Annotated in this window: 21 protein-coding genes; 11 read left to right on the plus strand and 10 right to left on the minus strand. The window is 49.6% G+C overall.

Annotated features, from left to right (window positions below; translation table 11 throughout):
* Positions 1-40 precede the first annotated feature (40 nt).
* The 3 genes from HMPREF9439_RS11295 to yjgA all read right to left on the minus strand — a co-directional run bounded on the left by HMPREF9439_RS11295 (position 41) and on the right by yjgA (position 3089).
* A complete protein-coding gene (locus tag HMPREF9439_RS11295; protein WP_008811713.1) occupies positions 41-1141 on the minus strand; it encodes a mechanosensitive ion channel family protein in 1101 nt (366 codons plus the stop codon).
* A gap of 93 nt (positions 1142-1234) precedes the next feature.
* Positions 1235-2503, minus strand: a complete 1269-nt coding sequence (gene mog, locus HMPREF9439_RS11300) for a molybdopterin adenylyltransferase (RefSeq protein ID WP_008864965.1) — start codon at positions 2501-2503, stop codon at positions 1235-1237.
* Complete coding sequence (yjgA, locus tag HMPREF9439_RS11305) at positions 2493-3089, minus strand: ribosome biogenesis factor YjgA (protein WP_008864966.1); 597 nt, start codon at positions 3087-3089, stop codon at positions 2493-2495. The genes mog and yjgA overlap by 11 nt, the downstream gene beginning before the upstream one ends.
* Positions 3090-3120: 31 nt before the next feature.
* Here yjgA and HMPREF9439_RS11310 point away from each other — a divergent pair, with 31 nt between their 5' ends.
* Positions 3121-4476 (plus strand): TldD/PmbA family protein, encoded by a 1356-nt coding sequence (locus tag HMPREF9439_RS11310; RefSeq protein WP_008811716.1) that lies wholly within the window; start codon positions 3121-3123, stop codon positions 4474-4476.
* A gap of 107 nt (positions 4477-4583) precedes the next feature.
* Positions 4584-5612, plus strand: a complete 1029-nt coding sequence (locus HMPREF9439_RS11315) for a branched-chain amino acid aminotransferase (RefSeq protein WP_008864967.1) — start codon at positions 4584-4586, stop codon at positions 5610-5612.
* A gap of 93 nt (positions 5613-5705) precedes the next feature.
* Here the strand turns inward: HMPREF9439_RS11315 and argH are convergent, their stop codons facing one another.
* Positions 5706-7142 carry an argininosuccinate lyase gene (argH, locus tag HMPREF9439_RS11320; RefSeq protein ID WP_008811719.1) on the minus strand — a complete coding sequence of 479 codons (1437 nt, stop codon included), beginning with the start codon at positions 7140-7142 and terminating at the stop codon, positions 5706-5708.
* Between the two features lie 198 nt (positions 7143-7340).
* Between argH and hemC the strand changes: the two genes are divergently transcribed.
* The 5 genes from hemC (at position 7341) to HMPREF9439_RS11345 (ending at position 11758) form a co-directional block, all read left to right on the plus strand.
* Positions 7341-8273: a hydroxymethylbilane synthase gene (gene hemC, locus HMPREF9439_RS11325; protein WP_008811720.1), complete on the plus strand. Its 933-nt coding sequence runs from the start codon at positions 7341-7343 to the stop codon at positions 8271-8273.
* Entirely contained in the window at positions 8273-9022 is a 750-nt protein-coding gene (locus tag HMPREF9439_RS11330) for a uroporphyrinogen-III synthase (protein ID WP_008811721.1), read from the plus strand. Before hemC ends, HMPREF9439_RS11330 begins: the two co-directional genes overlap by 1 nt.
* A gap of 59 nt (positions 9023-9081) precedes the next feature.
* On the plus strand, positions 9082-9615 hold the full coding sequence (gene ppa, locus HMPREF9439_RS11335; RefSeq protein ID WP_008811722.1) for an inorganic diphosphatase: 534 nt from the start codon (positions 9082-9084) through the stop codon (positions 9613-9615).
* 148 nt (positions 9616-9763) lie between these two features.
* On the plus strand, positions 9764-11386 hold the full coding sequence (locus HMPREF9439_RS11340; RefSeq protein WP_008811723.1) for an NAD+ synthase: 1623 nt from the start codon (positions 9764-9766) through the stop codon (positions 11384-11386).
* 33 nt (positions 11387-11419) lie between these two features.
* Positions 11420-11758, plus strand: coding sequence for a P-II family nitrogen regulator (locus tag HMPREF9439_RS11345; RefSeq protein ID WP_008811724.1), 339 nt, complete (start codon positions 11420-11422; stop codon positions 11756-11758).
* A gap of 52 nt (positions 11759-11810) precedes the next feature.
* Here the strand turns inward: HMPREF9439_RS11345 and HMPREF9439_RS11350 are convergent, their stop codons facing one another.
* Both HMPREF9439_RS11350 and trxB read right to left on the minus strand, forming a co-directional pair.
* Positions 11811-12458 carry a Smr/MutS family protein gene (locus HMPREF9439_RS11350; protein WP_008864968.1) on the minus strand — a complete coding sequence of 216 codons (648 nt, stop codon included), beginning with the start codon at positions 12456-12458 and terminating at the stop codon, positions 11811-11813.
* 5 nt (positions 12459-12463) lie between these two features.
* The gene (gene trxB / locus HMPREF9439_RS11355) at positions 12464-13429 is read right to left on the minus strand and encodes a thioredoxin-disulfide reductase (protein WP_008864969.1); all 966 of its coding nucleotides are present in this window, start codon (positions 13427-13429) and stop codon (positions 12464-12466) included.
* A gap of 89 nt (positions 13430-13518) precedes the next feature.
* Between trxB and HMPREF9439_RS11360 the strand changes: the two genes are divergently transcribed.
* Positions 13519-16068, plus strand: a complete 2550-nt coding sequence (locus HMPREF9439_RS11360; protein WP_008864970.1) for a DNA translocase FtsK — start codon at positions 13519-13521, stop codon at positions 16066-16068.
* Between the two features lie 61 nt (positions 16069-16129).
* Here HMPREF9439_RS11360 and HMPREF9439_RS11365 read toward each other — a convergent pair whose 3' ends face one another.
* Positions 16130-16804 (minus strand): orotate phosphoribosyltransferase, encoded by a 675-nt coding sequence (locus tag HMPREF9439_RS11365; RefSeq protein ID WP_008864971.1) that lies wholly within the window; start codon positions 16802-16804, stop codon positions 16130-16132.
* 11 nt (positions 16805-16815) lie between these two features.
* A complete protein-coding gene (locus tag HMPREF9439_RS11370; RefSeq protein WP_008864973.1) occupies positions 16816-17838 on the minus strand; it encodes an amidohydrolase family protein in 1023 nt (340 codons plus the stop codon).
* A 303-nt stretch (positions 17839-18141) separates the two neighbouring features.
* Between HMPREF9439_RS11370 and lolA the strand changes: the two genes are divergently transcribed.
* Both lolA and HMPREF9439_RS11380 read left to right on the plus strand, forming a co-directional pair.
* Complete coding sequence (lolA, locus tag HMPREF9439_RS11375) at positions 18142-18759, plus strand: outer membrane lipoprotein periplasmic chaperone LolA (RefSeq protein WP_157645889.1); 618 nt, start codon at positions 18142-18144, stop codon at positions 18757-18759.
* 338 nt (positions 18760-19097) lie between these two features.
* Positions 19098-19934: a metallophosphoesterase family protein gene (locus HMPREF9439_RS11380; protein ID WP_008811731.1), complete on the plus strand. Its 837-nt coding sequence runs from the start codon at positions 19098-19100 to the stop codon at positions 19932-19934.
* Here HMPREF9439_RS11380 and moeA read toward each other — a convergent pair.
* Both moeA and mobA read right to left on the minus strand, forming a co-directional pair.
* Positions 19900-21111 (minus strand): molybdopterin molybdotransferase MoeA, encoded by a 1212-nt coding sequence (gene moeA / locus HMPREF9439_RS11385; protein ID WP_008864975.1) that lies wholly within the window; start codon positions 21109-21111, stop codon positions 19900-19902. The two genes, HMPREF9439_RS11380 and moeA, sit on opposite strands and share 35 nt — an antisense overlap.
* Positions 21101-21724, minus strand: coding sequence for a molybdenum cofactor guanylyltransferase MobA (mobA, locus tag HMPREF9439_RS11390; protein ID WP_008811733.1), 624 nt, complete (start codon positions 21722-21724; stop codon positions 21101-21103). The genes moeA and mobA overlap by 11 nt, the downstream gene beginning before the upstream one ends.
* Positions 21725-21953: 229 nt before the next feature.
* Here mobA and HMPREF9439_RS11395 point away from each other — a divergent pair, with 229 nt between their 5' ends.
* Positions 21954-23261, plus strand: a complete 1308-nt coding sequence (locus tag HMPREF9439_RS11395) for an RloB family protein (RefSeq protein WP_008864977.1) — start codon at positions 21954-21956, stop codon at positions 23259-23261.
* Positions 23262-23373: the final 112 nt, after the last annotated feature.

Here is a 23373-nt window from a genome sequence, read left to right on the forward strand (position 1 = left end):
GATAATGAAATTTTAGTCTGAGGAGAAATTACGAGGTCAACTATTCCTCTTTTTCTTTCTTTGGAGAAGGATTTTCAGTCATAGACTGCGGGACTCCTATGATGGCTGCAGCTTGTGCCGGCGGAACTTGTCCGATGGCTTTCGCACTCTCCGAAGGATCTGCCGAGGGAACAAGATTTGTAGGAGCAGGTGCCCGGAGATTAGAAGGCACAGGAGAAGAGGTGCCTGAAACCTGAGCATTGAACGCAACAGGTGTCGGTGTCGGGGAGACAGTGACCCCATAGGAGGGTCCCGGCATCACAATGCCGTTGGCTACACACGCATCATTGATAGCGTTCAAAAAGGCCGCCTCTAGGCGGTACGGCTCCATCAATTCAATCGGATCAACCCAAACAACCAGTTCTACATTAATGCCAAAATTCCCGAATCCGGTGATACCGCACTCTACCTCATGGAGTGCATCGGGCTTAATACAGAACGGAACTGAGACGGCAGCCTTTTCAATAATTTCTTTAACCTTGCGAAAGTCAATGCCGTAAGGGATCGAGAACGGATAGATCTTTCGAACGCCTCGGCGATCCATGGTGTAATTGGTAAAAGAGCCGTTAATCAGGGAAGCATTAGGGATGATGATTGCTTGACCAGTCGGGGTTACAATACGCGTGGCACGAATCGTGATCATGGTCACCCGGCCCACCTGGCCGCTCGGGGTGGCAATAATATCGCCTAAGCTGACCGCACGTTCCGATATCAAAATCAAACCGGCAACGGAGTTATTGACAATCGTCTGTAGTCCGAAGCCGATGCCTACTGATAAGGCAGAAACTAAGATCGCCAAGTGTGTGATCGGGAGACCGATCATCGATAAGCCCATCAGAATGCCGACGGCCAATATGCCCCAGTGGATGAAGCGGGCAAACATTGAAAGGGATTCCGGACGGACGGAGTTGTGACGGGAGCCGAACTTCCTGATGCTTTCTTCTCCTAACTTGCCAAGCCAATAAGCAATGAGAAAGACCAAGCAGAACTCGAGAATATCGAACGTGTCGATCTGACTGCCGCCGGCCGTAAACAGCGGTACGTGCAAGGGCTCAAGGATCGCCTCCGACCCGCTTAACAGTTTGTCCCAAAAAGATTCCATGATCTTAGTTTTTATATATTTTTCCTAAGGATTCCAGCATAAAAAAGAGCGCCTTAAAAAAGCGCACTTTTGCCTCAAATCGGATACAAAGCTTTATTGGGAAGCTACTAAAGATTTTTCTAAAAAGTCAGACAGATCTGTGACTTCCTCGATGCTTAAATCATGACCGGCTCCGTCATATCCCTTGGACCAAAGATCGGTCGCTCCGAGCTTACGAAGTTCTCTAACACTGATCTCAGGGTACACGGGCGGTACGTCGCTGTCTTCTTTTCCATGGGCGAGGAAAATCGGAGAGAGGATGCCTTGACCGACATGCTCAATATCGTCAGCAGACTCAATGGGCAGATAGCCGCTCAGGCAGAAGATGCCGCCGATCGGACGGTCGAGTTTCAGAGCCGTGTAAAGCGCAACGCAGCCGCCCTGTGAGAAACCTCCTAAGAAGATTCGATCCCGTCTAATGCCTTTCGTCTCTTCCAGGGCAATTAAACGTTCTGCGATACGGGCGCTCTCAATAAGTGCCGGCTCGTCGCTGGCACCGATTCCGTCGGTGTCGAGAAGATCGAACCAGCCGCGCATCAGGAAGCCTTTATTTGCTGCAATCGCACGTTCAGGTGCGGTCGGAAGAATCAAACGAGCCTGTTCGACAGGTGCGCCGCATGCTGCAAGTTCCTCTCGGAAATGTTCGAAATCCGATCCGTCGCTGCCCAAGCCGTGCAGCATGATGATCGTGGAGTCCGCTTTGCCTTCTTTTGGTTCAATGATTTTTGCATCAATGACATGAGGCTGCGGCGCGGATTTCGGGCGGAAAGCCTTAACGACATTAGGACGGGTTTCAATGGCCGGACCGCCGATCAAATCAATACAGTAGGGTACTGCCGCAAAAATACCGTGAATGCCTTTGGAAGGAATGCCTTCCAAAGTTTCAGCGATAGCCTTGGGCTGCCCCGGAAGGTTAATGATCAAAGCGGCATGATCTTTGATTTCGCGAAGCACGCCGACCTGGCGGGACAAAATCGCGGTCGGAACAAAGGCAAGAGAAACCGCACGCATTTGTTCTCCGAATCCCGGAAGGGTACGAGTGGCGACAGCCAGCGTGGCTTCAGGCGTCACGTCACGACGAGACGGACCGGTGCCTCCGGTTGTCAGAATCAAATCGCAGTTTTCCTGATCACACAATTCTTTCAGAGTCGCTTCGATAAGCTGCTGTTCATCAGGAATGAGTTTTTCCACAACTTCATAGTCAGAAAGCAAAGCCTTAGCGAGCCATTCTTTTAAAGAGGGAATGCCTTTGTCCTGATAAGTTCCGGAAGAGGCACGATCGGAAATGGAAACCAGACCGATTTTTGCTTTGCTATTCTTCATCGTTTTTCTCCTCAGTCGCTTCCAACACGATCGGAGGAAGAACCATTGCGTAGATTAGTTTGTAGAGTGCACGGGCGGATTTCGGAGGCTTATTGCCTTCGGCTTCTTTACGAGCATTACGGATAAGCTGACGAACTTCCTGAACATTGACGTCAGGGAACTGAGCAATAAATTTTGTCAGAGCGGCATCATCTGCAATCAACGCATCTCTCAGACGTTCACTCTTATGCAGTGCGGCCACCGCCGCTTTATCGTTGCCTGTTGCACGGTCAATGGCCTGACGAACGGCGTCTCCGTCTAATGCTCTCATGTATTTGCCGATAAGCTGGAGCTGGCGTCGTTTGGCACCGAAGGAGGGAACACGGTGATAATCCTCAATGGCTTTAAGAATGACTTCGGGAAGTTCGATTTTTGCCAGCGTTTCGGCACCCAGGGTGGTCAGTTCTTTACCGAGATCCTGCAGATGCTCGGCCCTTCTTTTCAGTTCACTTTTGCTCGGACCGCTGTACTCTTCTTCAAGGTTTTCGTTTGTATTCTTCATATTAGCGTGACCTTCTTTAGTAATATTTGCATCAAGCGCTATCATAATCTCCAATCTTTAGTTTCCGCTTCAAAATATGAGTCAAACTCCCACAATAAGTAGCTCAGAAGAGCTCGGTTCCTTGGTTTCGCATGCTTTAGACACAGCGCTTTCTCTAGGTGCAACTTCCGCTTCGGTAGAAGTCAGTGAAGAGAAGGGGACATGTGTTACGGTAAGAAATCGGGAAACGGAATCCATCGAACATACCCATGACCGAGATTTCGGAATTACCGTCTATCTCGGTAAATCTAAGGCTGTGGCTTCCAGCGGAGACTTTCGCAAAGAATCGATCTTAAGAACGGTCAAAGCGGCGCTTGATATGGCGCGCTACACCACACCGGATGAATGCAACGGCCTGCCGGATAAAGAACGACTCTGCACGAACCCACGTCAGCTTGATCTCTTCCATCCGTGGAACATCTCGATTGAAGAACAGGTTCAAAAGGCGGTCGAAGCAGAAAAAGCGGCATTGAGTGTCGATAAACGCGTGGTGAATTCCGACGGCGCAATGGTCACGACAACGATCGGCTCTTTTATCTTGGGAAATACCGAAGGCTTTTTGCACGGCTATCCCTTTAGCGACCATTCGATTGACACCTCAGTGATCGCTGAGGACCAAAACGGAATGCAGGTCGGCTCCTGGCACACTTCCGGCGTTTCGTCGATGGATTTGCTCTCGCCGCAGCAGGTCGGCATGATCGCCGGCCAAAGAGCTGTAGATCATCTGTCGGCACGCGGTTTATCGACCCGCAAGTGCCCGGTCGTTTTTGAAGCACCGGTTGCCAAGAGCTTATTCAGAACCTTTGTTCATGCGGCAAGCGGTTCAGCGTTGTACCGCAAGACCTCCTTCCTCGAAGGAATGCTGAATAAACCGATTTTCCCCGATCATCTTTCCATTTTGGAGAATCCGTTCATCCCGCGCTATTGGGGCTCGGCGCCTTTTGATGATGAAGGCGTCCGTCCTTCTGAACGCTTAGTCGTCGATCACGGTGTGCTGAGCGGACTTTTTCTGAGCAGCTATTCGGCTCGCAAGTTGGGAATGACGACAACAGGAAATGCCGGCGGACCCTACAACCTCATCTTCTCCGAAGCACCGGAAGCCTCCGAAAAAACGCTTTCCGCATTGCTCTCCCGTATGGGAACCGGCCTCTTAGTAACTGAGCTCATCGGGCAGGGCGTCAACTACACGACAGGAGATTTCTCTAAGGGCGCATCCGGTTTCTGGGTGGAGAACGGAAGGATCGCTTACCCGGTGGAAGGCATTACCGTTGCTGGCAATCTCAGAGACATCTTCATGTCTATCGAAGCGATGTCAGACGACGTGGACTTGAACGGCTGCTACCTCAGCGGATCGGTGCTGATTAAAGAAATGACCGTTGCCGGAAATTCTTAAGTCTGAAAAAAGCCGCTCCTGCTAATTTCTCCTCAGAAGTCCGAATAATTTCTTTCAAATTATTACAATTAGGGATCTATAACAAAACGAATCTCGTAGGAGAAAAAATGCAGAAAAAAGATATTGACTGGAGCAAATTAGGCTTCGGCTACACACCGACCGACTACCGTTTCGAAGCTCATTGGAAAGACGGTAAATGGGATGAGGGTAAGATGATCACTGATTCCAATATCGAACTGTCCGAAGCCGCTTGCGTATTCCACTATGCCCAGTGCTGTTTTGAAGGGTTGAAAGCTTACACCACCGTCAACGGCGATATCGTTACTTTCCGTCCGGATTTGAACGCAGAACGTATGATGGGCAGTGCCGAACGCCTTGAAATGCCGGCTTTCCCGAAAGAAAAATTCATTCAGGCCGTCAAGGACGTTGTCGCAGCCAACGCTGCTTGGGTTCCTCCTTACGGCACCGGCGCAACGCTGTACATCCGCCCCGTCATGATCGGTTCCGGTCCTCAGATCGGTGTGGCGCCGGCCCATGAGTTTATTTTCAGAATTTTCGTGATGCCGGTCGGCGCATATTTCAAAGGCGCTATCAAGCCGCTTAAGCTGACGGTTCCTGAGTTCGACCGTGCCGCTCCCCGCGGAACCGGTCATATCAAAGCCGGTCTGAACTACGCTATGAGTCTGCATCCGACAATGGAAGCTCATCGCCACGGCTACGCCGAAAACATCTACCTTGATCCGGCTACACGCACCTATATCGAAGAAACCGGCGGTGCCAACCTGATTTTCGTTGACAAGGAAGGCACAATCATTGTTCCGAAGTCCGATTCCATTCTTCCTTCCGTCACACGCCGCTCTTTAATCGACGTTGCCAAGAGATTGGGCTATAAGGTTGTTGAGCGTCCCGTTAAGCTGAACGAACTCAAAGACATGGCTGAAGGCGCTCTTTGCGGTACGGCTGCCGTCTTGGCTCCGATCGGTATGGTCAATACACCTGACGGCGATATCTACTTCCCATCCGGCATGGAAAAGATGGGTCCTATCTGCACCAAGCTCAGAGAAACACTGACCGGTATCCAGATGGGCGAAATCGAAGGTCCTGAAGGCTGGGTCGTCAAGATTGACGCTGAATAATTTTTGCTGAATAGCAAAAGCGAAACGCCCGGAGAGATCCGGGCGTTTCGCGTGGGAGCAAGGGAACTTTTAAGGTTCCCGTGCGTTCCTGAATTATTTATGAGCGCGGTTCTTGAGACGCTCTTTCCAAATGCCGACTTGTTTGGCGACCTGAGAAGGTGCCGTGCCGCCGGTGTGGTTGCGGGAAGCAATGGAGCCTTCAAGCGTCAGACTGTCGTAAACATCTTCACCGACTTTATCGCTGAATTCTCTTAATTCCTCAAGCGTGAGGTCATGCAGACCGCAGCCTTTCTCAGAAGCAAGACGCACGGCGCAGCCGACAGCTTCGTGAGCGTCACGGAAGGGCAGGCCTTTGCGGACGAGGTAGTCGGCGAAGTCTGTAGCGGTTGGATAACCGAGCATGACGGCTTCACGCATACGGGCCTTGTTGACCTGGATTCCGGGGATCATTTCGATGAAAGCGCGCAGAGTGTCTTTGACGGTATCAATCGTGTCAAAGAGCGGCTCTTTGTCTTCCTGATTGTCTTTGTTGTAAGCAAGGGGCTGTCCCTTCATCAGCATCAGAAGGCCCATCAGGTGACCGACCACGCGTCCGGACTTGCCGCGGGCAGCTTCCGGAACGTCCGGATTCTTTTTCTGCGGCATGATGGAGGAACCCGTCGTGAATCTGTCCGGCAGCATGATGTATGCGAAGTTGGTGTTCATCCAGTAGATGAGCTCTTCGGACATACGGGAAATGTGGATCATGATGAGCGAAGCGCAGGAGCAGAATTCAATTGCAAAATCGCGGTCGCTGACGGAGTCCAGAGAGTTCTGAGTCACACCTTCAAATCCGAGCAGTTCTGCCGTGTATTCGCGGTCAATCGGATAGGTGGTGCCGGCAAGAGCAGCGGCACCGAGCGGAGAACGATTGACGCGTTTGCGGCAGTCAGCCAAGCGTTCGCGGTCGCGCTCGAACATTTCGGCATAAGCCAGGCAGTGATGGCCGAGAGTGACGGGCTGAGCAACCTGCATGTGGGTGTAGCCCGGCATGATGGTGTCGATGTTCTTTTCGGCAACCGTCAGCAGGGATTTCTGCAGATGAGAGAGAAGATCCATGATCTGGTCGATCTCATTGCGCAGGTACAGACGAATATCTAATGCAACTTGGTCATTACGGCTGCGGCCGGTGTGAAGGCGCTTTCCGGCGTCTCCGACAAGTTCCGTTAAGCGGGCTTCAATGTTGAGATGAACGTCTTCGAGTTCGAGTTTCCATTCGAAGCGGTTTTCTTTGATTTCCTGAAGAATCTGACGCATTCCGCGTTCGATGTCATTCAAATCTTCTTTGGAAATAATGCCGCATTTGGCAAGCATCTTGGCATGGGCCACGGAGCCTGCGATATCGGCTTCAGCCATACGCTTGTCAAAGTTCACGCTGGCGGTGTAACGAAGGACAAATTCGGCCATAGGCTCAGAAAAGCGTCCGCTCCAAGCTTCTTTTTTGGAGGCAAGCGGATCGGCATGAACTGAGAGAGGATTGTGTTGGGCCATAACTTTTGCAGTCAGTAATGAAAAAGGCCAATTATAGCCAGTAATGACTGAATTGTCGGGTAACGGATTGTCTACAAAAGGTTTTCTTTGTTGTTAGAGGTGGTTTTCGAAAGCGATTGTTAAGACCGGTGTAACGCGCTTCCCGCCCATCTTGATAAACTCCCATTCATTCTTTGTATTTCTCTAAAAAGTTAAAAAATGACTCAGCAAGATCATCTGGTTATTGCCACTCGCGAAAGCCCGCTGGCGCTTTGGCAGGCAAAGTACGTTCAGAGCTGCCTGAAAGAAAAATTCCCCGAGCTTGATGTTCAGCTTTTAGGTTTAACTACCAAAGGCGACAAAATTTTGGATGTCACGCTCTCCAAGATCGGAGGAAAAGGTTTGTTCGTTAAAGAACTTGAAGCCGCTATGCTTGAAGGCAAAGCTCAAATCGCCGTCCACAGTCTGAAAGATGTCCCGATGGATCTTCTTGAGCCGTTCACACTGGCTGCCGTGATGGTCCGTGAAGATCCGCGCGATGCTGTGGTTTCTCATAAATATGCCTCTTTAGAAGAGATGCCGGCCGGAAGCGTTGTCGGCACCTCCAGCCTTCGTCGTGAACTGATGGTTCGTTCCCGTTTCCCGCACCTCAAGGTCGAGATGATTCGCGGTAACGTGGGCACTCGTCTTTCTAAGCTCGACAACGGACAGTACGACACCCTCGTGATGGCGGTAGCCGGTCTGAAGCGCCTCGGTTTGTCCGATCGCATTCGTTCCATTATTCCGCCTGAAGTTTCCCTTCCGGCGCCGGGTCAAGGTGCTATCGGCATTGAAGCGGTTGGAAACGACGAAATGACACAGAAATACGTCGAAGCGCTCAACGACGAAGACACTCGTCTGTGCACTCAGGCGGAAAGAGCGGTTTCCAGAGCACTCGGCGGTTCCTGCCAGGTTCCTTTGGCTGCCTACGCCACGATTGACGACGGTCAGATGTTCCTCCGCGCACTTGTCGGCAACCACATGACCGGTGAATATGTGACGGCTGAATACACGGGCCTGGCAAATGAGCCTGAAGAAAATGCCCGCAAGGTGCTGGATCAGCTGATCGAAAAAGGCGCTAAGCGTCTTCTGAAAGAAGTGCTCGGAAAGTAATGCGCACGATCTTAAACATGAAGCCGGGGCCCGGCGGGCAGCGGCTTCAGGAAGAACTGGAAGCAAAAACGGCCGGTTCGGTTTACTGGCCGGCGTTTACGTTTGATCGTTCGGAAGATTACGAGGAAAGCGTCAAAGAAATTCTCGAAGGAGCTGAAAGAGGCGCGTTGCTGATTCTCGTGAGTCCGACGACGGTCAGCTTCATGAAGGACATTTTTCCTCAGCTTCCTGAATCTGCTCGCTTTGCCTGTGTCGGCGAACCGACCGCTAAAGCTTTGACCGCGGCTTTTCCTGCAGCACACGAAATTCTTTTTCCGCACGGAAGCTCTCTGGAGAGCGGTTCCGAACTGCTTTTTGAACTCCTTTTGGAAGAAGGTCTTCCTCCGGAAGTTGTCCTCATTCGAGGCGACACGGGCCGTCAGTTCCTGATTGACGTGCTGCGGGATAAAGGTGTTCCTGTGACCGTGGCACCTATCTATAAGAGAATCCCGCTGAAGGCTTCAGGCGATCAAAAGAGGTGGATCGGACGCGGAGAAGCGCCGGTGGTTTATCTGACGAGCACGGACGCCATACGAACCCTCGAAGAAAACGTCGGAGGAGACAATGCCGGATGGCTGAAGTCGGCTTTAGTTCTGACGATCCATCCCCGCATTCAAGAGCATCTCTTTGAGGAGGGTTTCAAGAACGTCGAATTAGTGGAGTCCCGCTGCAGCGGACTTGCTGATAAATTGATCTCCTTGGCAGAGTAAGGAACTAACGATTAAAATTAATAGATTATTTCCTAATTAATGAAGGTTGGAAAAATATTATGGATATGAGCAAAATCAGCGCAGGAAAAGACCTGCCGCACGATTTCAATGTTGTGATTGAAATCCCCGCACAGAGCGACCCCGTCAAGTATGAAGTTGACAAAGAAAGCGGCGCTCTTCTGGTCGACCGTTTCATCGGCACTTCCATGCGTTATCCTGCAAACTACGGTTTCATCCCTCAGACCCTCGGCGATGACGGTGACCCCGTTGACGTTTGCGTGATTACTCCGTTCCCTCTGCTGGCCGGATCCGTGATCCGCTGCCGTCCGCTCGGCATGCTCCTGATGGAAGACGAAAGCGGCGGCGACATGAAGATGCTTGCAGTTCCGGTTCAGAAGCTGACTCCGCGCTACAACAAGATTCAGACCATCGATGATGTTCCTGAAGATTATCTTGCTCAGATCCGCCATTTCTTTGAACACTACAAAGATCTGGAAAAAGGCAAATGGGCTAAGGTTTCCGGCTGGACCGGTCCTGAAGAAGCCTGCAAGGTGATCATGAAAGGCGTTGAAGCTTACAACAACGCTAAATAATCTTTCGATCCCTGTTTTTTAGGATGAGACCCGGGCAATTCGCTCGGGTTTTCTATTTTTGGCCTCCGCTGAGCACTCGGACGGCACTTTGTTTTGTATGATCTAGAACATCGGGTTTGGAGTCCGCAATCGATTAGGAGGTTCACGGATGATTGAAAAAGTAGTGGTCTCAATGGCGCAGCTGAATCAGACTGCCGGTGACTTGGAAGGAAACTTTAAGCGGATAGCCGAAGCCGCAGAAAAAGCGAAGCATTCCGACATCTTAGTGACCCCTGAACTTTCTTTGTGCGGATATCCTCCAGAAGATTTATTGTTTTTGGACAGTTTTTTAGAAGACTGTGCAAAGAAACTCAATGAGCTGGTTGAATATTCAACCCGTTTTCCGAAACTGCATATTCTTGCAGGCTATCCCTTAAAAGAAGCCGGCCGTTTATATAACGTGGTCTCCGTCATCCTCAACGGCAAAATTCTCCTTACTTATCGAAAGAAGAATCTTCCCAACTACGGTGTTTTTGATGAAGAACGCTACTTCACGCCGGGCGGAGAAGACGTCTGCACGTTTGATGTCGGAGATACGCGCTTCGGCGTCAATATTTGTGAAGATATTTGGTTCCCGGAAGCACCTTCGCAAGCCAAAGAGCAGGGCGCACAGGTTCTCTTAATCGCCAATGCTTCTCCGTTTGAAGAAGGAAAGGAAGAACAGCGGTTAAATATGGTGCGCCGCCATGTGAACGCCATCGGAATGGACGCCTGCTACGTCAATATGTGCGGAGCGCAGGATGAAATCGTTTTTGACGGAGAAACTTTTGCCTGCTCGGCCGACGAGGTTCTGGCCCGTGCGCCTCATATGAAAGAGTCGCTTCTTTCTGTGGAAGTCAGAAAAGGCAGAATCTGCCGCGGAGAGGATTCCCAGCCGCTGTCTGATTGGGCCGTGCTTTACGAAGCCCTGGTTGTCAGCATGCGGGACTACATCAATAAGAACGGATTTAAGGGTGTCGTGCTGGGCCTTTCCGGAGGCGTGGACTCTGCACTGGTCCTTAAGATCGCGGTGGACGCCGTGGGCAACGACAAAGTGCTCGCCGTGATGATGCCGTCCGTTTATACATCTTCATTAAGCCGTGGTGACGCGGCCAAATTGGCTTCTCGTTTGGGCGTACGCCTTGAGACGATTTCAATTCAGGACGGCTACACGGCATTTGAATTCATGCTGGCCAAGCAGTTCAACGGCATGCCGCACGATGTCACTGAAGAAAACCTTCAGGCACGTATCCGCGGTGTCATTCTGATGGCTATTTCCAATAAGTTCGGCTCGATGGTTGCTACGACCGGGAATAAGAGCGAAATGGCGGTCGGTTATTCAACCCTGTACGGCGACCTGGCAGGCGGTTTCGCCGTGATTAAAGACGTCTACAAGACTCAGGTCTACGCTTTGTGCCGCTGGATTAACGAATGCAGTAAAGAGAATCCGGTTTTCCCGGAAACGATACTGACTCGTGCTCCGAGCGCGGAGCTTCGTGAGAATCAAAAGGATCAGGATTCTCTGCCGGATTACAGCGTGCTCGACGAGATTCTTCGCCGCTTCATCGAAGATCGTGAAGGGCCGGAAGAGATTGTTGCAGCAGGCTTTGACCGTGCCGTCGTCGACAAAGTTTTAAGAATGGTCAGCCGTGCGGAATACAAGCGCCGCCAGTCTCCGATCGGACCTAAGGTGACAAAAGTCGCTTTCGGGCGGGATTGGCGCTTCCCGGTCACTAATAAATACAGACTTTAAGAGTAAAATTTCTGAAAAATTTCGGGAGAAAAAATGAAACAAGTCGTCGCTATTATCAAGCCCTTCAAACTTGACGAAGTGAGAGAGGCACTCGCAGAAATTGGTGTTCAGGGTATGACCGTGACCGAGGTCAAAGGTTTCGGCCGTCAGAAAGGACATACCGAACTTTACCGTGGTGCGGAGTACGTCGTGGACTTTCTGCCCAAGATGAAGATTGAGTGCGTGGTCGACGACTCGCTGGTCAACATGGCGGTCGAAGCGATTATGAAAACCGCCCGTACCAACAAGATCGGCGACGGAAAGATTTTCGTGATGCCGGTCGAAGAGGTGATTCGAATCAGAACTGGTGAAACCGGAAACGCTGCCGTCTAACAAAACGAAAGACCGATGCCGCAAAGCATCGGTCGAATTTTTTTTCTGCCGGTTAAGGCGCTAAAAGAACATAAACGGCGCCGGCTCCTCCGTCATAAGGCGGCGCCTGTACAAAGGCGAGCACCTCTTTTCGCTGAGCCAGCCAAACCGGAACCTTTTCCTTTAAAACAGGCTTCCGTCCAGCAGAGCCGAATCCTTGTCCGTGGATGATTCGCACGGCACGGTGTCCGGCTTTTCTCTCCTCGTTTAAGAATTCCACCAGAAGCAGTCTGGCTTCCTCCGACGTGTACCCGTGAAGATCCCAGGTACCTTTAACGGACCATGCGCCCTGGTGCAGTTTCTTGGGAACATCGGGCGCCATAGAAGGTGCCCGATAAGACAGCCGTTCATCGGAATCCAGAAGGTGATCGATACTGATGTTGTCGGACAAAGAGTCTTCGAGCACCGCCTTTTCGTCGGCGTAGCGCTGACGAGGAATGGGTGCCGGCTTCGGCATGGCGTGGAAGACTTTATCTTCCCTGCCTATTTTTTTTTTGACTCCGAGTTCTTTCATTGCATTCTCGAACTCGTGAGCTTTAGCCTCAGCCTCTTTACGCTTTTGTTCCTTTTCGGCAGCGATTCGTGCTTCTTCTTCCTGTTTGACTTTCAGTTGTTCCTTCAAGCCCATCAGAGAAGCGAAAGACTCTTTATCGACATTCATTTCTGTTAATCAACCAAACCGTTTGTTTCTAAATAGTTTAAGGCGTCCAGAGCAGCCATACAGCCGGAAGCAGCGCTGGTAATGGCTTGACGGTAAACCTGGTCCTGGCAGTCGCCGGCGGCAAAGACACCCGGGAGGTTGGTGGCCTGAGCAGCGCCGGAGGCAATACCTTTAGTGACGATGTAACCGTGGTTCATCTCCAGCTGGTCTTCGAACATCTTGGTGTTTGGGGAGTGGCCGATGGCAATGAAAACGCCCATAACCGGAATGTCTTCCTTTTCACCCGTCTTGAGGTTGTTCAAACGGACGCCGGTCACACCGGTCTTGTCGCCCAGGATTTCGTCCAGCGTGCAGAACTCGTGGAGAACGATCTTGCCTTCGGCTGCGACGGCTTTAAGACGATCTACCATGATTTTTTCAGCGCGATACTGGTCGCGGCGGTGGATCATGTGAACCTTGGAGGCGATACCGGCAAGATAGATGGCCTCTTTAATTGCGGAGTCGCCGCCGCCGACGATGGCAACTTCCTGGTTGCGGTAGAAGAAACCGTCGCAGGTTGCGCAGGCGGAAACGCCTTTGCCCTTGAATTCTTCTTCACTGGGAAGACCGAGATACTTAGCGCTGGCGCCGGTAGCAATAATCAGAGCGTCGCAAGTGTAGTTGCCGTTGTTGCCGACCAAACGGATCGGTTTTTCGTTCAGATGAGCTTCGGAAATTTCATCGAAAACGATTCTTGTTTCAAAACGCTCAGCATGTTCGAGCATGCGCTGCATAAGTTCCGGACCCATCACGCCTTTGGGGTCGCCGGGCCAGTTGTCGACTTCAGTCGTTGTTGTCAGCTGACCGCCTTGCTCCATACCTGTAATGAGAGTAGGTTTTAAGTTAGCGCGGGCGGCATAAACGGCGGCGGTATAGCCGGCGGGGCCCGAACCGATGATCAAAACTTTACTGTGTTCGGTATTGGTAGTCATGTTCTACTTCCTTTAATATTCACAAATTGTCCAACGATTATAGAGCGTTGGTTTACAACTAGAATTACGGAAACACCATTTAACACATAATGAGCAACTCGATAGAAACCTCCTTCTTATATAGAAATTTCCCCCGGTTTCGGAATAATTCCGAAGACGAGGTCGGCGCCGGAGGAAAACTCTGGGGTCTGGTTCTCTTTTGCGTTTGCGCGGCGGCTTGTATCGCTCTTTCTCTTGTTCTGGGAAGTTATGACTACTCGGATCCGGGATTTTCACGCTTCAATACCAAGCTCCAAGTCAGCAACCTCTTCGGAGTGCAGGGTGCTTGGACGGCCGATCTGTTCTATCTTTTATTCGGCTGGGGCGCCTGGGTCTTTGTTATCGGACTCTTTTATTTTCTGGTTCGCGGCTTAAAACGCCTGCGAGGAAAAAAAGTTTCCGTTTCTCCGATCCCGATGGGTTTCCGTATTTTGGCTTTCTGTGTGTTGGTCCTTAGTTGCTGTGCGCTGTTCTTCCTTCGGTTCCATACTCATTCCGAAGGGCTTCCCGGCACGACAGGCGGAGCGCTTGGAAGCGCGATCGGATCCGAGCTCCTCTATTGGATGAGCCTAGAAGCAGCCACGGCTTTCGTTCTTGTTTTAGTTCTGTTTTGTTCTTCCGTGTTTTTCGGTTTTTCTTGGATGTCGGTCGCGGAACAAATCGGAAGAACTTTTGAGCGTTTATTCCGCAGAGTGGCTTCAATTAAGCAAAGCAAAGAAGATGACGCTTTTGCGAAAGCCTCTATGGAGGAAAGAGAGAAGTCGCTTCAGGACCGACAAGGGCCTTCTCCCGAACTGCCTGCGCTTCCTGCTGCTTCCGCTCCGGTTGTTCAGCCGCGGGCTGAAGAGATTAAAACTGAGGAACTTTTATTCGCTGATGATAAGGAAGACGAGGTGAAAGGTCCGGATCAATTTAAACCGATTGATTATGAGCGCGATCCGGAAGACTTGGCACCGGCCTCACTCCGCCCTACGCCCGAAAATACCGTTGCGCCGATGGAAAAAGAACCCTTCGATATTGAAGATATCCGCGATGAAGAGGAAAGTGTCAAAGATCTGCCGATCGAAGATCATGTCGTTGAACAGCCAGCCCGGCTGATCGAAGAAGTTCCGGAAGAACCGAAGGAGTTTGTCCTGCCTCCGGTGTCGTTGCTGAACGATCCTCCGTTTGAAGCGGTTCAGGTCAGCAGGGAAGAATTGAACCTGACCTCTCAGCGTATCGAACACATACTCCAAAATTATAAAATTAACGCTAAGGTTCTTTCTGCTCTGCCGGGGCCGATTATTACCCGATTCAAACTGCAGCCGGCTCCGGGCGTCCGCTCTCGTAAGTTCGTGGAAGTGGCAAAAGACTTGGCTCGCGGCTTAGGACAGCCCAATGTTCGTATTGTAGAGAATATGCAGGAAGCTGACTGTATTGGTCTTGAAGTGCCGAATTCTTCTCAGTCGGTACAGACGATTTATCTGAAAGAAATTATCAACAGTCACCCCTTCCAGTCGAGTACTTCTCCGCTGACCTTGGCACTTGGTAAAGGCGTTGCGGGCGACCCCGTCGTTATTGACTTGGCTAAAGCTCCTCATCTATTGGTCGCCGGTACTACGGGTTCCGGTAAGTCCGTCGGTATCAACGCCATGATTCTGTCGATGCTGTATAAGAATCCGCCTGATAAGCTCAAGCTGATTCTGGTTGATCCGAAGGAAGTGGAATTCAGTCCCTACGAAGATATTCCCCATCTTTTGACCCCGGTGATTACGGATATGGCCAAGGCGGCTCATTGTCTGGCCTGGGCCGTCCGCGAAATGGATCGACGCTACAAACTGCTGAAGATGGCCGGACAGAAAAACTTTGACGGTTACAACCAGCGAATTCGCGAAGCGAAGGAAGCCGGTACTCCGATTATGAATCCGCATGCCCAGCCGCCGATTCCTTTGGAAGAGATCCCGTACATCATTATCATCATCGACGAGTTGGCTGACTTGCTGATGGTTTACGGCAAGGAAGTAGAGACTCAGATCATGCGCCTGACCCAAAAAGCCCGAGCGGCCGGCATGCACATGATTATCGCCACACAGCGTCCGAGTGCTGATATTGTCACGCCGGTGATTAAAGCTAACTGCCCGTCGCGTATCAGCTTCCAGGTCTCCAACCGCTATGACTCGACGACGATTCTGAATACTCCGGGTGCGGAAGAATTGCTTGGTCGCGGCGACATGTTCTATATGAAGCCCAGTGCTCAGTTGCAGCGCATCCACGGTGCATTTGTTCCGGACGAAGAAATTTACCGTGTGACCGAGTTCCTCAAGGAACAAGGCAAGCCGGAATATGTCGATGGTGTGACTGACGCACCTGAGGAAGAAGAGGAAGAGGTTGAAGAAACTTCTTCCGCCCGCAATGAAGGTAACGAACTTTATGACAAGGCAGTTCAGCTGGTTACGACGGAAAATCGCCCGTCTATCTCCTACCTGCAGCGCCGTCTAAACATCGGCTATAACCGTGCCGCCAACTTGATCGAAAAAATGGAACAGGAAGGCGTGGTGTCTAAACCGAACAGTATGGGCAAACGCCGAGTTTTAGTTGGTTCCGGTCCCTCAATGGATTAAACGTTCACACATGAAAAACGGAAGGTTTCGAGGCCTTCCGTTTTCTGTTAATGGGAACTGATTAGTTTTCAGAAGCTTGAGCAAACAGACCGCGCTCAGCTGCCCATGTCCAGGGCGTATCCAGCCAAGCATCGATTTGTTCTTTCTCGTTTGCGTCGATAAGGCCTAATTTTTCGGCTTTTTCAACAATGAACGCAAAAGGAAGAAGCTGATAAGCGGTGATGTGATGCTTTTCAAAGTTTCTCATCGTCTCCGGCATATCAAAGTTAGTGATTGCAAAGCAGGCTTCTACGATGGCGCCGGCTTCACGAAGTACTTTGGCTGCATCCAATAAAGAAAGACCGGTAGAAAGATGGTCCTCAATGATGAGAACTTTTTTGCCTTTGACGTCGATACCGTCGATTCGACTGAGGTTGCCGTAACTCTTGGTAGCGCGGCGAACCGTGACGAACGGAACGCCGAGGCGGTAAGCCAGGGCGGCGCCGTGAGAAGTTCCGGCGCCTTCAACGCCGGCGATGACGTCAAAGTCCAGCTTAAGTTCAACGATGCGGGATGCCATCGTTTCAACAATATCTCTCCAGGCTTCCGGATAAGAAGGAAGGATACGGTTATCAACGTAGATCGGAGTGACCAGACCCGAGCGAAGACGCATAGGCTTGTCTTTGAGAAATACGATGGCGTTATGACTGAGGAGGTGTTCAGCCATGATATCTTGAGCGATAAAAGAAGTAGGCATTGCTGACACTCCTAGATTTGGATAGAGAAGTCGGTGTTTTCCAGCGGCGGCAGACCGAGGACTCGGCGTCCGTTGACCGTTGCAATCTTTGCCAGGGCTTCCATTTCGTCATAACGGCAGCCGGTCGCAAGCGTCATCAGTTCGTGCCACATATCGCCGCCATTCCAAGGCACCATGGCGTCGCAGACGTTATCCGTACCTAAGGCAACCGTGATGCCGGCAGGATCGAGCTCATCGACAGGAGTCATCGAGTTATGGACAGGGCCGATACTTTCCGAACGCGGTGTGTCAATCCAAGCAGTAGGGCAGGCGATCATCATGACGTCGGCTTTTTTCATCAGATCGTACAAGCGGCGGCGATACATTCTGGAGTGAGCTGCGATGGAAATACCGTGAATGGCCACAACTTTGCCCTGCATACCGTGTTCAATGGTTTTAGCGCACAGCTCTTCGGTTTCATATTCAAGCGATTCATTGAATTGATCGACGTGAACGTGAACCATCTTATTGAGGCGTTTTGCAGTGCTCAAAATAATGTCAAAAGCTTCGGAGCCTTTTCCGTAGTCCTTTTCATCGCGTTTAGGAAGGGCACCTATGATGTCGACCATTTCGGAGCCGATATCGAACCATTGTCTGGCCTCAGGATCGATAACACCCTTGAGCGTCTGGTTAGCGAATTTAACAGCCAGCTGGTCTGCGTAATGCTCTCTTGCTCGAACGCCGGCTTTGATAGCGCGGTCTCTGCTCTGCGGGTCGATGTCCACGAAGGTACCGACGGCAGTGACGCCTTGAGAAATCATGAGCTCGAAGAATTGACAAAACCTTCTGTAGAAGTCCTCTTCAGTGGATTCTGACTTTAGCTTATCCAGCGCATCCCATTTCTGCTGCAGCGTGCAAGTCTTTCTCATATGCAGTACATCCGGACTCAGCGTAAAGGAACGGTCGGCATGAGCATGGGTATTCACCCATCCGCCGTTCCTTTTGATGACCGGTTCAATCATCGAGCGAATAGTAAGAGGAGTTTCCAAGTTCATTTCAATTCCTGTAAAAAAACGGCCTCCCGAAATTGGGAAGGCCGTTGAAGAAAACAGTTATTCTTGGGCTTGCGCAAAGCCCTCCAAAAAGACAGAAGTTTTTCTTCTTGAATTTGGATTGTTCCTGTTTTCATGAGCTAGGAGCATAGCAAAAATAAGATGAGATTTTTTGATTAAAAGCCTGAGGGAACAAACAAATCGCAAACAATGTTTGCAAGAAAACGCTAGTCTTAGTAAAACTACTAATCATCATTTATGATTAGTTCATCGCTAACTTTTGTTAGATTGAGGAAGAAGCGTTTCATGAAAAAAACAGCACTTTTGACCATTACCGGTTTATTTCCGTTCGTTGTTTTTTCCCAGCCGTTGGATCTGTTAAATAATTTTTTGAATGAGACAAAACAGGCTTCCGGTGCTTTTGAGCAACAAACCTTTCAAAAAGACGGAAAACCTGCAGAAGAATTACAGAAAGGAACGTTCTCGTTTTCTCGGCCCGGAAAATTTGTTTGGACTTATACCAGCCCGTATCCTCAGAAGATGGTTTGCGACGGCAGCCGAATCTATATTTGGGATGAGGATTTAAACCAAGTGACTGTTCGGTCGGCTAAAGGAGCTATTCCTAAGAGTCCTGCCTCTATCCTATTCGGAACTCAGTCCTACAAAAAAGATTGGAATGCGACACAACCCAAGCAAGAAGACGGATATACCTGGATCACGCTAACGCCTAAAGCCAAGGACGCTTCGGTGAACTCAGTTTCTTTCGGATTTAAGTCTGAAAAACTTGAGAAACTCATTTTTGTCGGATCGATGGGTGAGAAGACAAATCTAACGATTTCCGATCTTAAGACTGATGTTCAGTTAAGCCCCGAGACTTTTAAATTCACGGCTCCTAAAGGTGCGGACGTGATCGAAGTCAAGTGAAGAATCTTTGTTCCGGCCTGGCGCAGGAATCTGAATTTTTAGCCAGGTACTCTGCGGCTGATAACGCGCAGTGCTTCTCTTTTTAGAAAAAATTGTGCGATTTGTGTTTCTTTTGTCAGTTTTTATGCCCAAATTTGTGGGGAGAGTCGGTTTAATTTTTAGACGGCGCTAAATAGTGTTATTCTCCGAGTAGCAGAACACACGGGGAGCCAGGTCTTCTAATCCAGTCCCTTATAAGTAAAAAGAAGGCCGGCTTGTATTGATGGACACAAAGAACGAAGTTTTTCGTCCGGCGAGAAGTCGGGTGAACTCTGCCTTCGTTAGCAACGGAGGCATGAATGAGTAAGGTTTTTCTATGCGGCGATCCGCACGGAGAGTTTGACCACATCCTGAGCGCCATAGACCAATGGCACCCGGATGCGGTTCTGATTCTCGGCGACCTGACGCCGTCTCATTCCTTGGATGAGATTTTTAAAGGTGTTAAAGGAACCAAGATTTACTGGATTCCGGGTAATCACGACACTGACTCAGACCTTATTTATGACCGTCTTTGGAGGTCTTCTTTCGCTAAACATAATCTCCACGGCAGAGTTCAGGACGTTTGCGGCGTTAAAGTGGCCGGTTTAGGCGGTGTATTCCGCGGCCAAATTTGGATGCCTCCGGCAATGCCGCTTTATGCTTCTCCAAGCCTTTTCATCCGAAAGATCGGCAAGAGCGGAATGTGGCGCGGCGGTCTTCCCCGCAGACACCGTTCGACGATTTTCCAGAGTGTCTATGAAAAACTCAAGGAATGCAAGGCTGACATCCTGATTACGCATGAAGCCCCCTCGATGCATCCGAAAGGCTTCAAAGCCTTGGACGATCTTGCTGTGAAAATGGGTTGCAAAATTATCTTTCACGCCCACCAGCATGAAAGCAAGCGCTATTGCCCGTGCAACGGACTCTGCGCACGCGGAATCGGACTTCGCGGAATCATTGATTTAGAAGGAAACGTTATCGTTCCCGCACAGGTCGATCCGCGTGAGCTCGAAGCAAAAGTCCGGTCTGCACCTTCTCCGGTGAAAACTCAGTTAAGAAGAACGCCGGCTTCTAAGTTCCGGCGTCTCAATCGATTCAATCGGTTTTCAAGAAAGGGATGGTCTAACAGGCTCCCCAAAAAGGAACGACAGGGATAAGTTCTCCGTCAGCGGGTGCAGCCTGATTATCAGCCAAGTAAATGAAACAGTTGGCTTTTATCATGGACTTTAAGGCGCCCGTTTTTTGTGAACCTGCAGGCGTCACCGTTACTCGGCAGTCTTCCATTGTCAACAGACCTCTTTGGAAATCTGTGTAACCTACATTCTTCTTGAACTTGCCTTTTGCCGCCGCTAAGGCATAGACCAATTTAGGATCCTTCTGACCGGAGAGTAATGCCAAGGCAATGGAGACAATGGCATAGAAAGTGACTTGTGCAGCAGTGGGATTTCCCGGGAGACCGAAGAAATATGCCTTTCCGATTTTTCCGACAGCTAAAGGTTTGCCCGGCTTAATTAGACAGTGCCAGGAAATGAGTTCCCCGATCTCTAAGACAACTTTTCTTGTGAAATCGGCTTCTCCCACGGAGACACCGCCGGAGGTAATCACGGCATCGCACTCTTGAGAAGCTCTTAAAAGACATTCTTTCAAGGTTTCAGGATTATCTTTGATAACACCGTAATCGATGATGTCAAAGCCTTTTTCTCTTAACATCGCTCCGATGCAGTAACGGTTCGAATCGTAAATTTTTCCCGGAGCAAGTGGCTGATCGATGCTTTGAAGTTCGTCGCCCGTGGAGAAAAAGCCGACCTTCACCTTTTTAAAAACAGTTACCTTGTGAATGCCGAGCGCTGCAAGGAAATTTATTTCGGGCGCATGGAGCAGCGTACCCTTCGTCATGCAAACGTCACCGCTCCTGATCTCTTCTCCTTTTCGGCGGACATTGTCATCGGCCCTTACTTCCGACGGGAAAGTAATTTCTTTATCGTCGGCCTTCACAATTTCCTGTTTGACGACGGTGTCCGCTCCTTCTGGTACTTCTCCGCCGGTCATAATACGAACACATTCACCTGACTGCAGCTTTTTCGGGTAAGGATGACCGGCAAAAGAAGATCCGACCTCTTTTAACGTAAAACCTTCAGGCTTGATGTCTTCCGAACCAAAAGCCCAGCCGTCCATCGCTGAGTTATTAAAAAGCGGAAGGTCGATGGGTGAGTGAAGATCTTCAGCTAATACAAAACCAAGCGCTTCGGAAATCGTCTTTTCTGCTGTTGAAGCCACAGGCTCGATATAGGAACGCAGAAATTCGAGTGTCTGCGTGTAGGTTTTAACTTCCATCGGAAAGCTCCTGTTCTAACGTTTTGTTTAATAGTTCCAGCTCTTCAAGCGTGTTGAGATTCATGAAATCGCCTTCATCGATTTCACATTCCAATTCGAGTGCACCAAGATGCTCTAGGAATCCCAGAACGCTCCGTTTATTTGAATCCAAGAATGAGGTTAGCGAGGGCAGGACGTCTTTATGAAGCAGGCAGTGCAGAGGTTCCTTTTTACCTTTGTGAGTTGGAAAAACACAGAGTGCCTGTTTCTCTTTCGCTGTCTTATGCAAAAGTCCGGCCAGATTTCTCGGTAGAAACGGGGTATCCGTCGGTGAGACGAAATACCAAGGACCGCCTAAGTCTTGTTTTAAGATAGTTTCGATTCCGGCTAAAGGCCCCGGATAATCCTGACGAACATCCTTGAACACAGGATAACCGTAAGAATCAAATTCGGCGGCAAACTCATTAGAGCTAATGAATATGGACTTGACTTGAGGTTTCATGCGTTCGATGACCAAGCCTGCGAGTGTTCGGCCTCCAAGAAGCTGAGCTCCTTTATTTACGCCTCCCATTCTTCGGGCTTTTCCGCCTGCCAAGAGAATTCCGCTGATTTCGTTTTTTGTTTCGTTACTCATTCGCAATAAATCTACAAAGTGTGTTCGGCCAATGCCGAACATCTGAGTTATCACTTGATTGTATTACTCCTGGATTTTGAATCGAACAAAAGGACAGTGTATCCCGAACATATCGTTTGACTGAAGCCTACAAAAGTCTGATTTGTCATTTGCTGTTTTAGGACGTAAGACATCACCTGACGCACTAAGGAGGACGATGAAACAAATAAACTATTGTCGGTGTTTCATCATGAGCGAACTGAAATACATAGCTTCTAAAAACGGCTTGAAGTACAAAATCGTGCGTTTCGAAGCAGGTTCTGAGGGCAAGCGAGCGAAAATCAATCAAAAGGCAGCTACCGTAGATTTCACCGTCTATCCAGCTAAGTTCGAGCCTAATCTGAAATTGACAAATGAAGAAATTGAAGAGATCAGTGTTTTCACAAAAACAATGGAGACCGAGCTTGAAGCAGCAGAAGTCAAAGAATTTATTCTTCGGTACAGGGAAGGGTTGAGGGTTGAAATCATTAGCAAAGCTACGGGGGGCTGCCCCGAAATCATCGCAGACCTAGTTGACTCATTGAAGCGCGCCCTGGTTCCTAAAGAAACATTGGAAGCTTCGCCCGATCACCTTTGTTTCTTGGTCGAAGGCGAGACGGAAGGAAACTACATTTCTGCCTATGCGAGAAGACTTGGTGTGCTGAATAAGATCTCCATTATCAAGCCATCAGGCAATTCACCGGCTGAAATGGTAAAGGAAGCAGCCAGAATTCTGGCGCTGGATGAATTAAAAGGAACGACATTAAGAGATGTTTGGTGTGTTTTCGATCGGGATAGACATCCTTCCTACCGGGAAGCTTTCGAACTAGCTTCTCGCAATAGAAGAATTCGTCTTTGCTGGTCCAATCCCTGCATAGAGCTTTGGTTCTTGATGCACTTTTTAAAACTTCCATGCGGATTAACAGCATCAGTCCGTTTTCCTGGCCCGACACAAACTCAACTGCTCAAAGTTTCTGAAAGCATGGAAAAGGAAATTGTTGAGCAGGTTTACTACAAATTATTCGATCCTGAAGAGAGCTTGGAAGCCCTTATGAAACAGTGGCCTAGCTACAAGAAGAATGGATTGGGTTATGTAGAAGAACTCCACTCGAAATTGTCATTTGCAATGGTGCAGTACCAGAATTCTGATAAAGACCCCGATCAAATAGGATCGTGTTTTCCTGAGTTGCTGAAAGCTCTTGCGGATATAGCCGGTAAAACTTTAGAGGACGCTTCAGAAGTATCAGCAGTTCTAAACATCGACAATACTGAGCTTTTGGCAATCGAAGAAAAAATAGCCGCGGCTCAGAATAAAGTAGAACAAGCGAGGGCAGGCTATTTGCTGGCTAAGAGCAAGCGTGCTTCACAAAATAACAACAAGAACAGAGTGTACGAAGAAAACCAAGCCAAATTTTTAAAGAATGCGGAAGGCCGGTTGAGTTACCTCCTGGAACTCAAGGAAAAGCTCTCCTCAAAGACAACGCAAGAAGAGCCTCCGAGTAGGGACAATAATGACTAATACGTAAGCGTGACATTGAAGCCTTTATTGAGATAAAAAATCTGTTGAAAGAAAGTTGAATTTTGTTGACTTGACAAGCCCAAAATAAGCATTCATAATTCGCCTCCGTTTT

This window comes from Parasutterella excrementihominis YIT 11859 (assembly GCF_000205025.1).
Classification (GTDB): domain Bacteria; phylum Pseudomonadota; class Gammaproteobacteria; order Burkholderiales; family Burkholderiaceae_F; genus Parasutterella; species Parasutterella excrementihominis.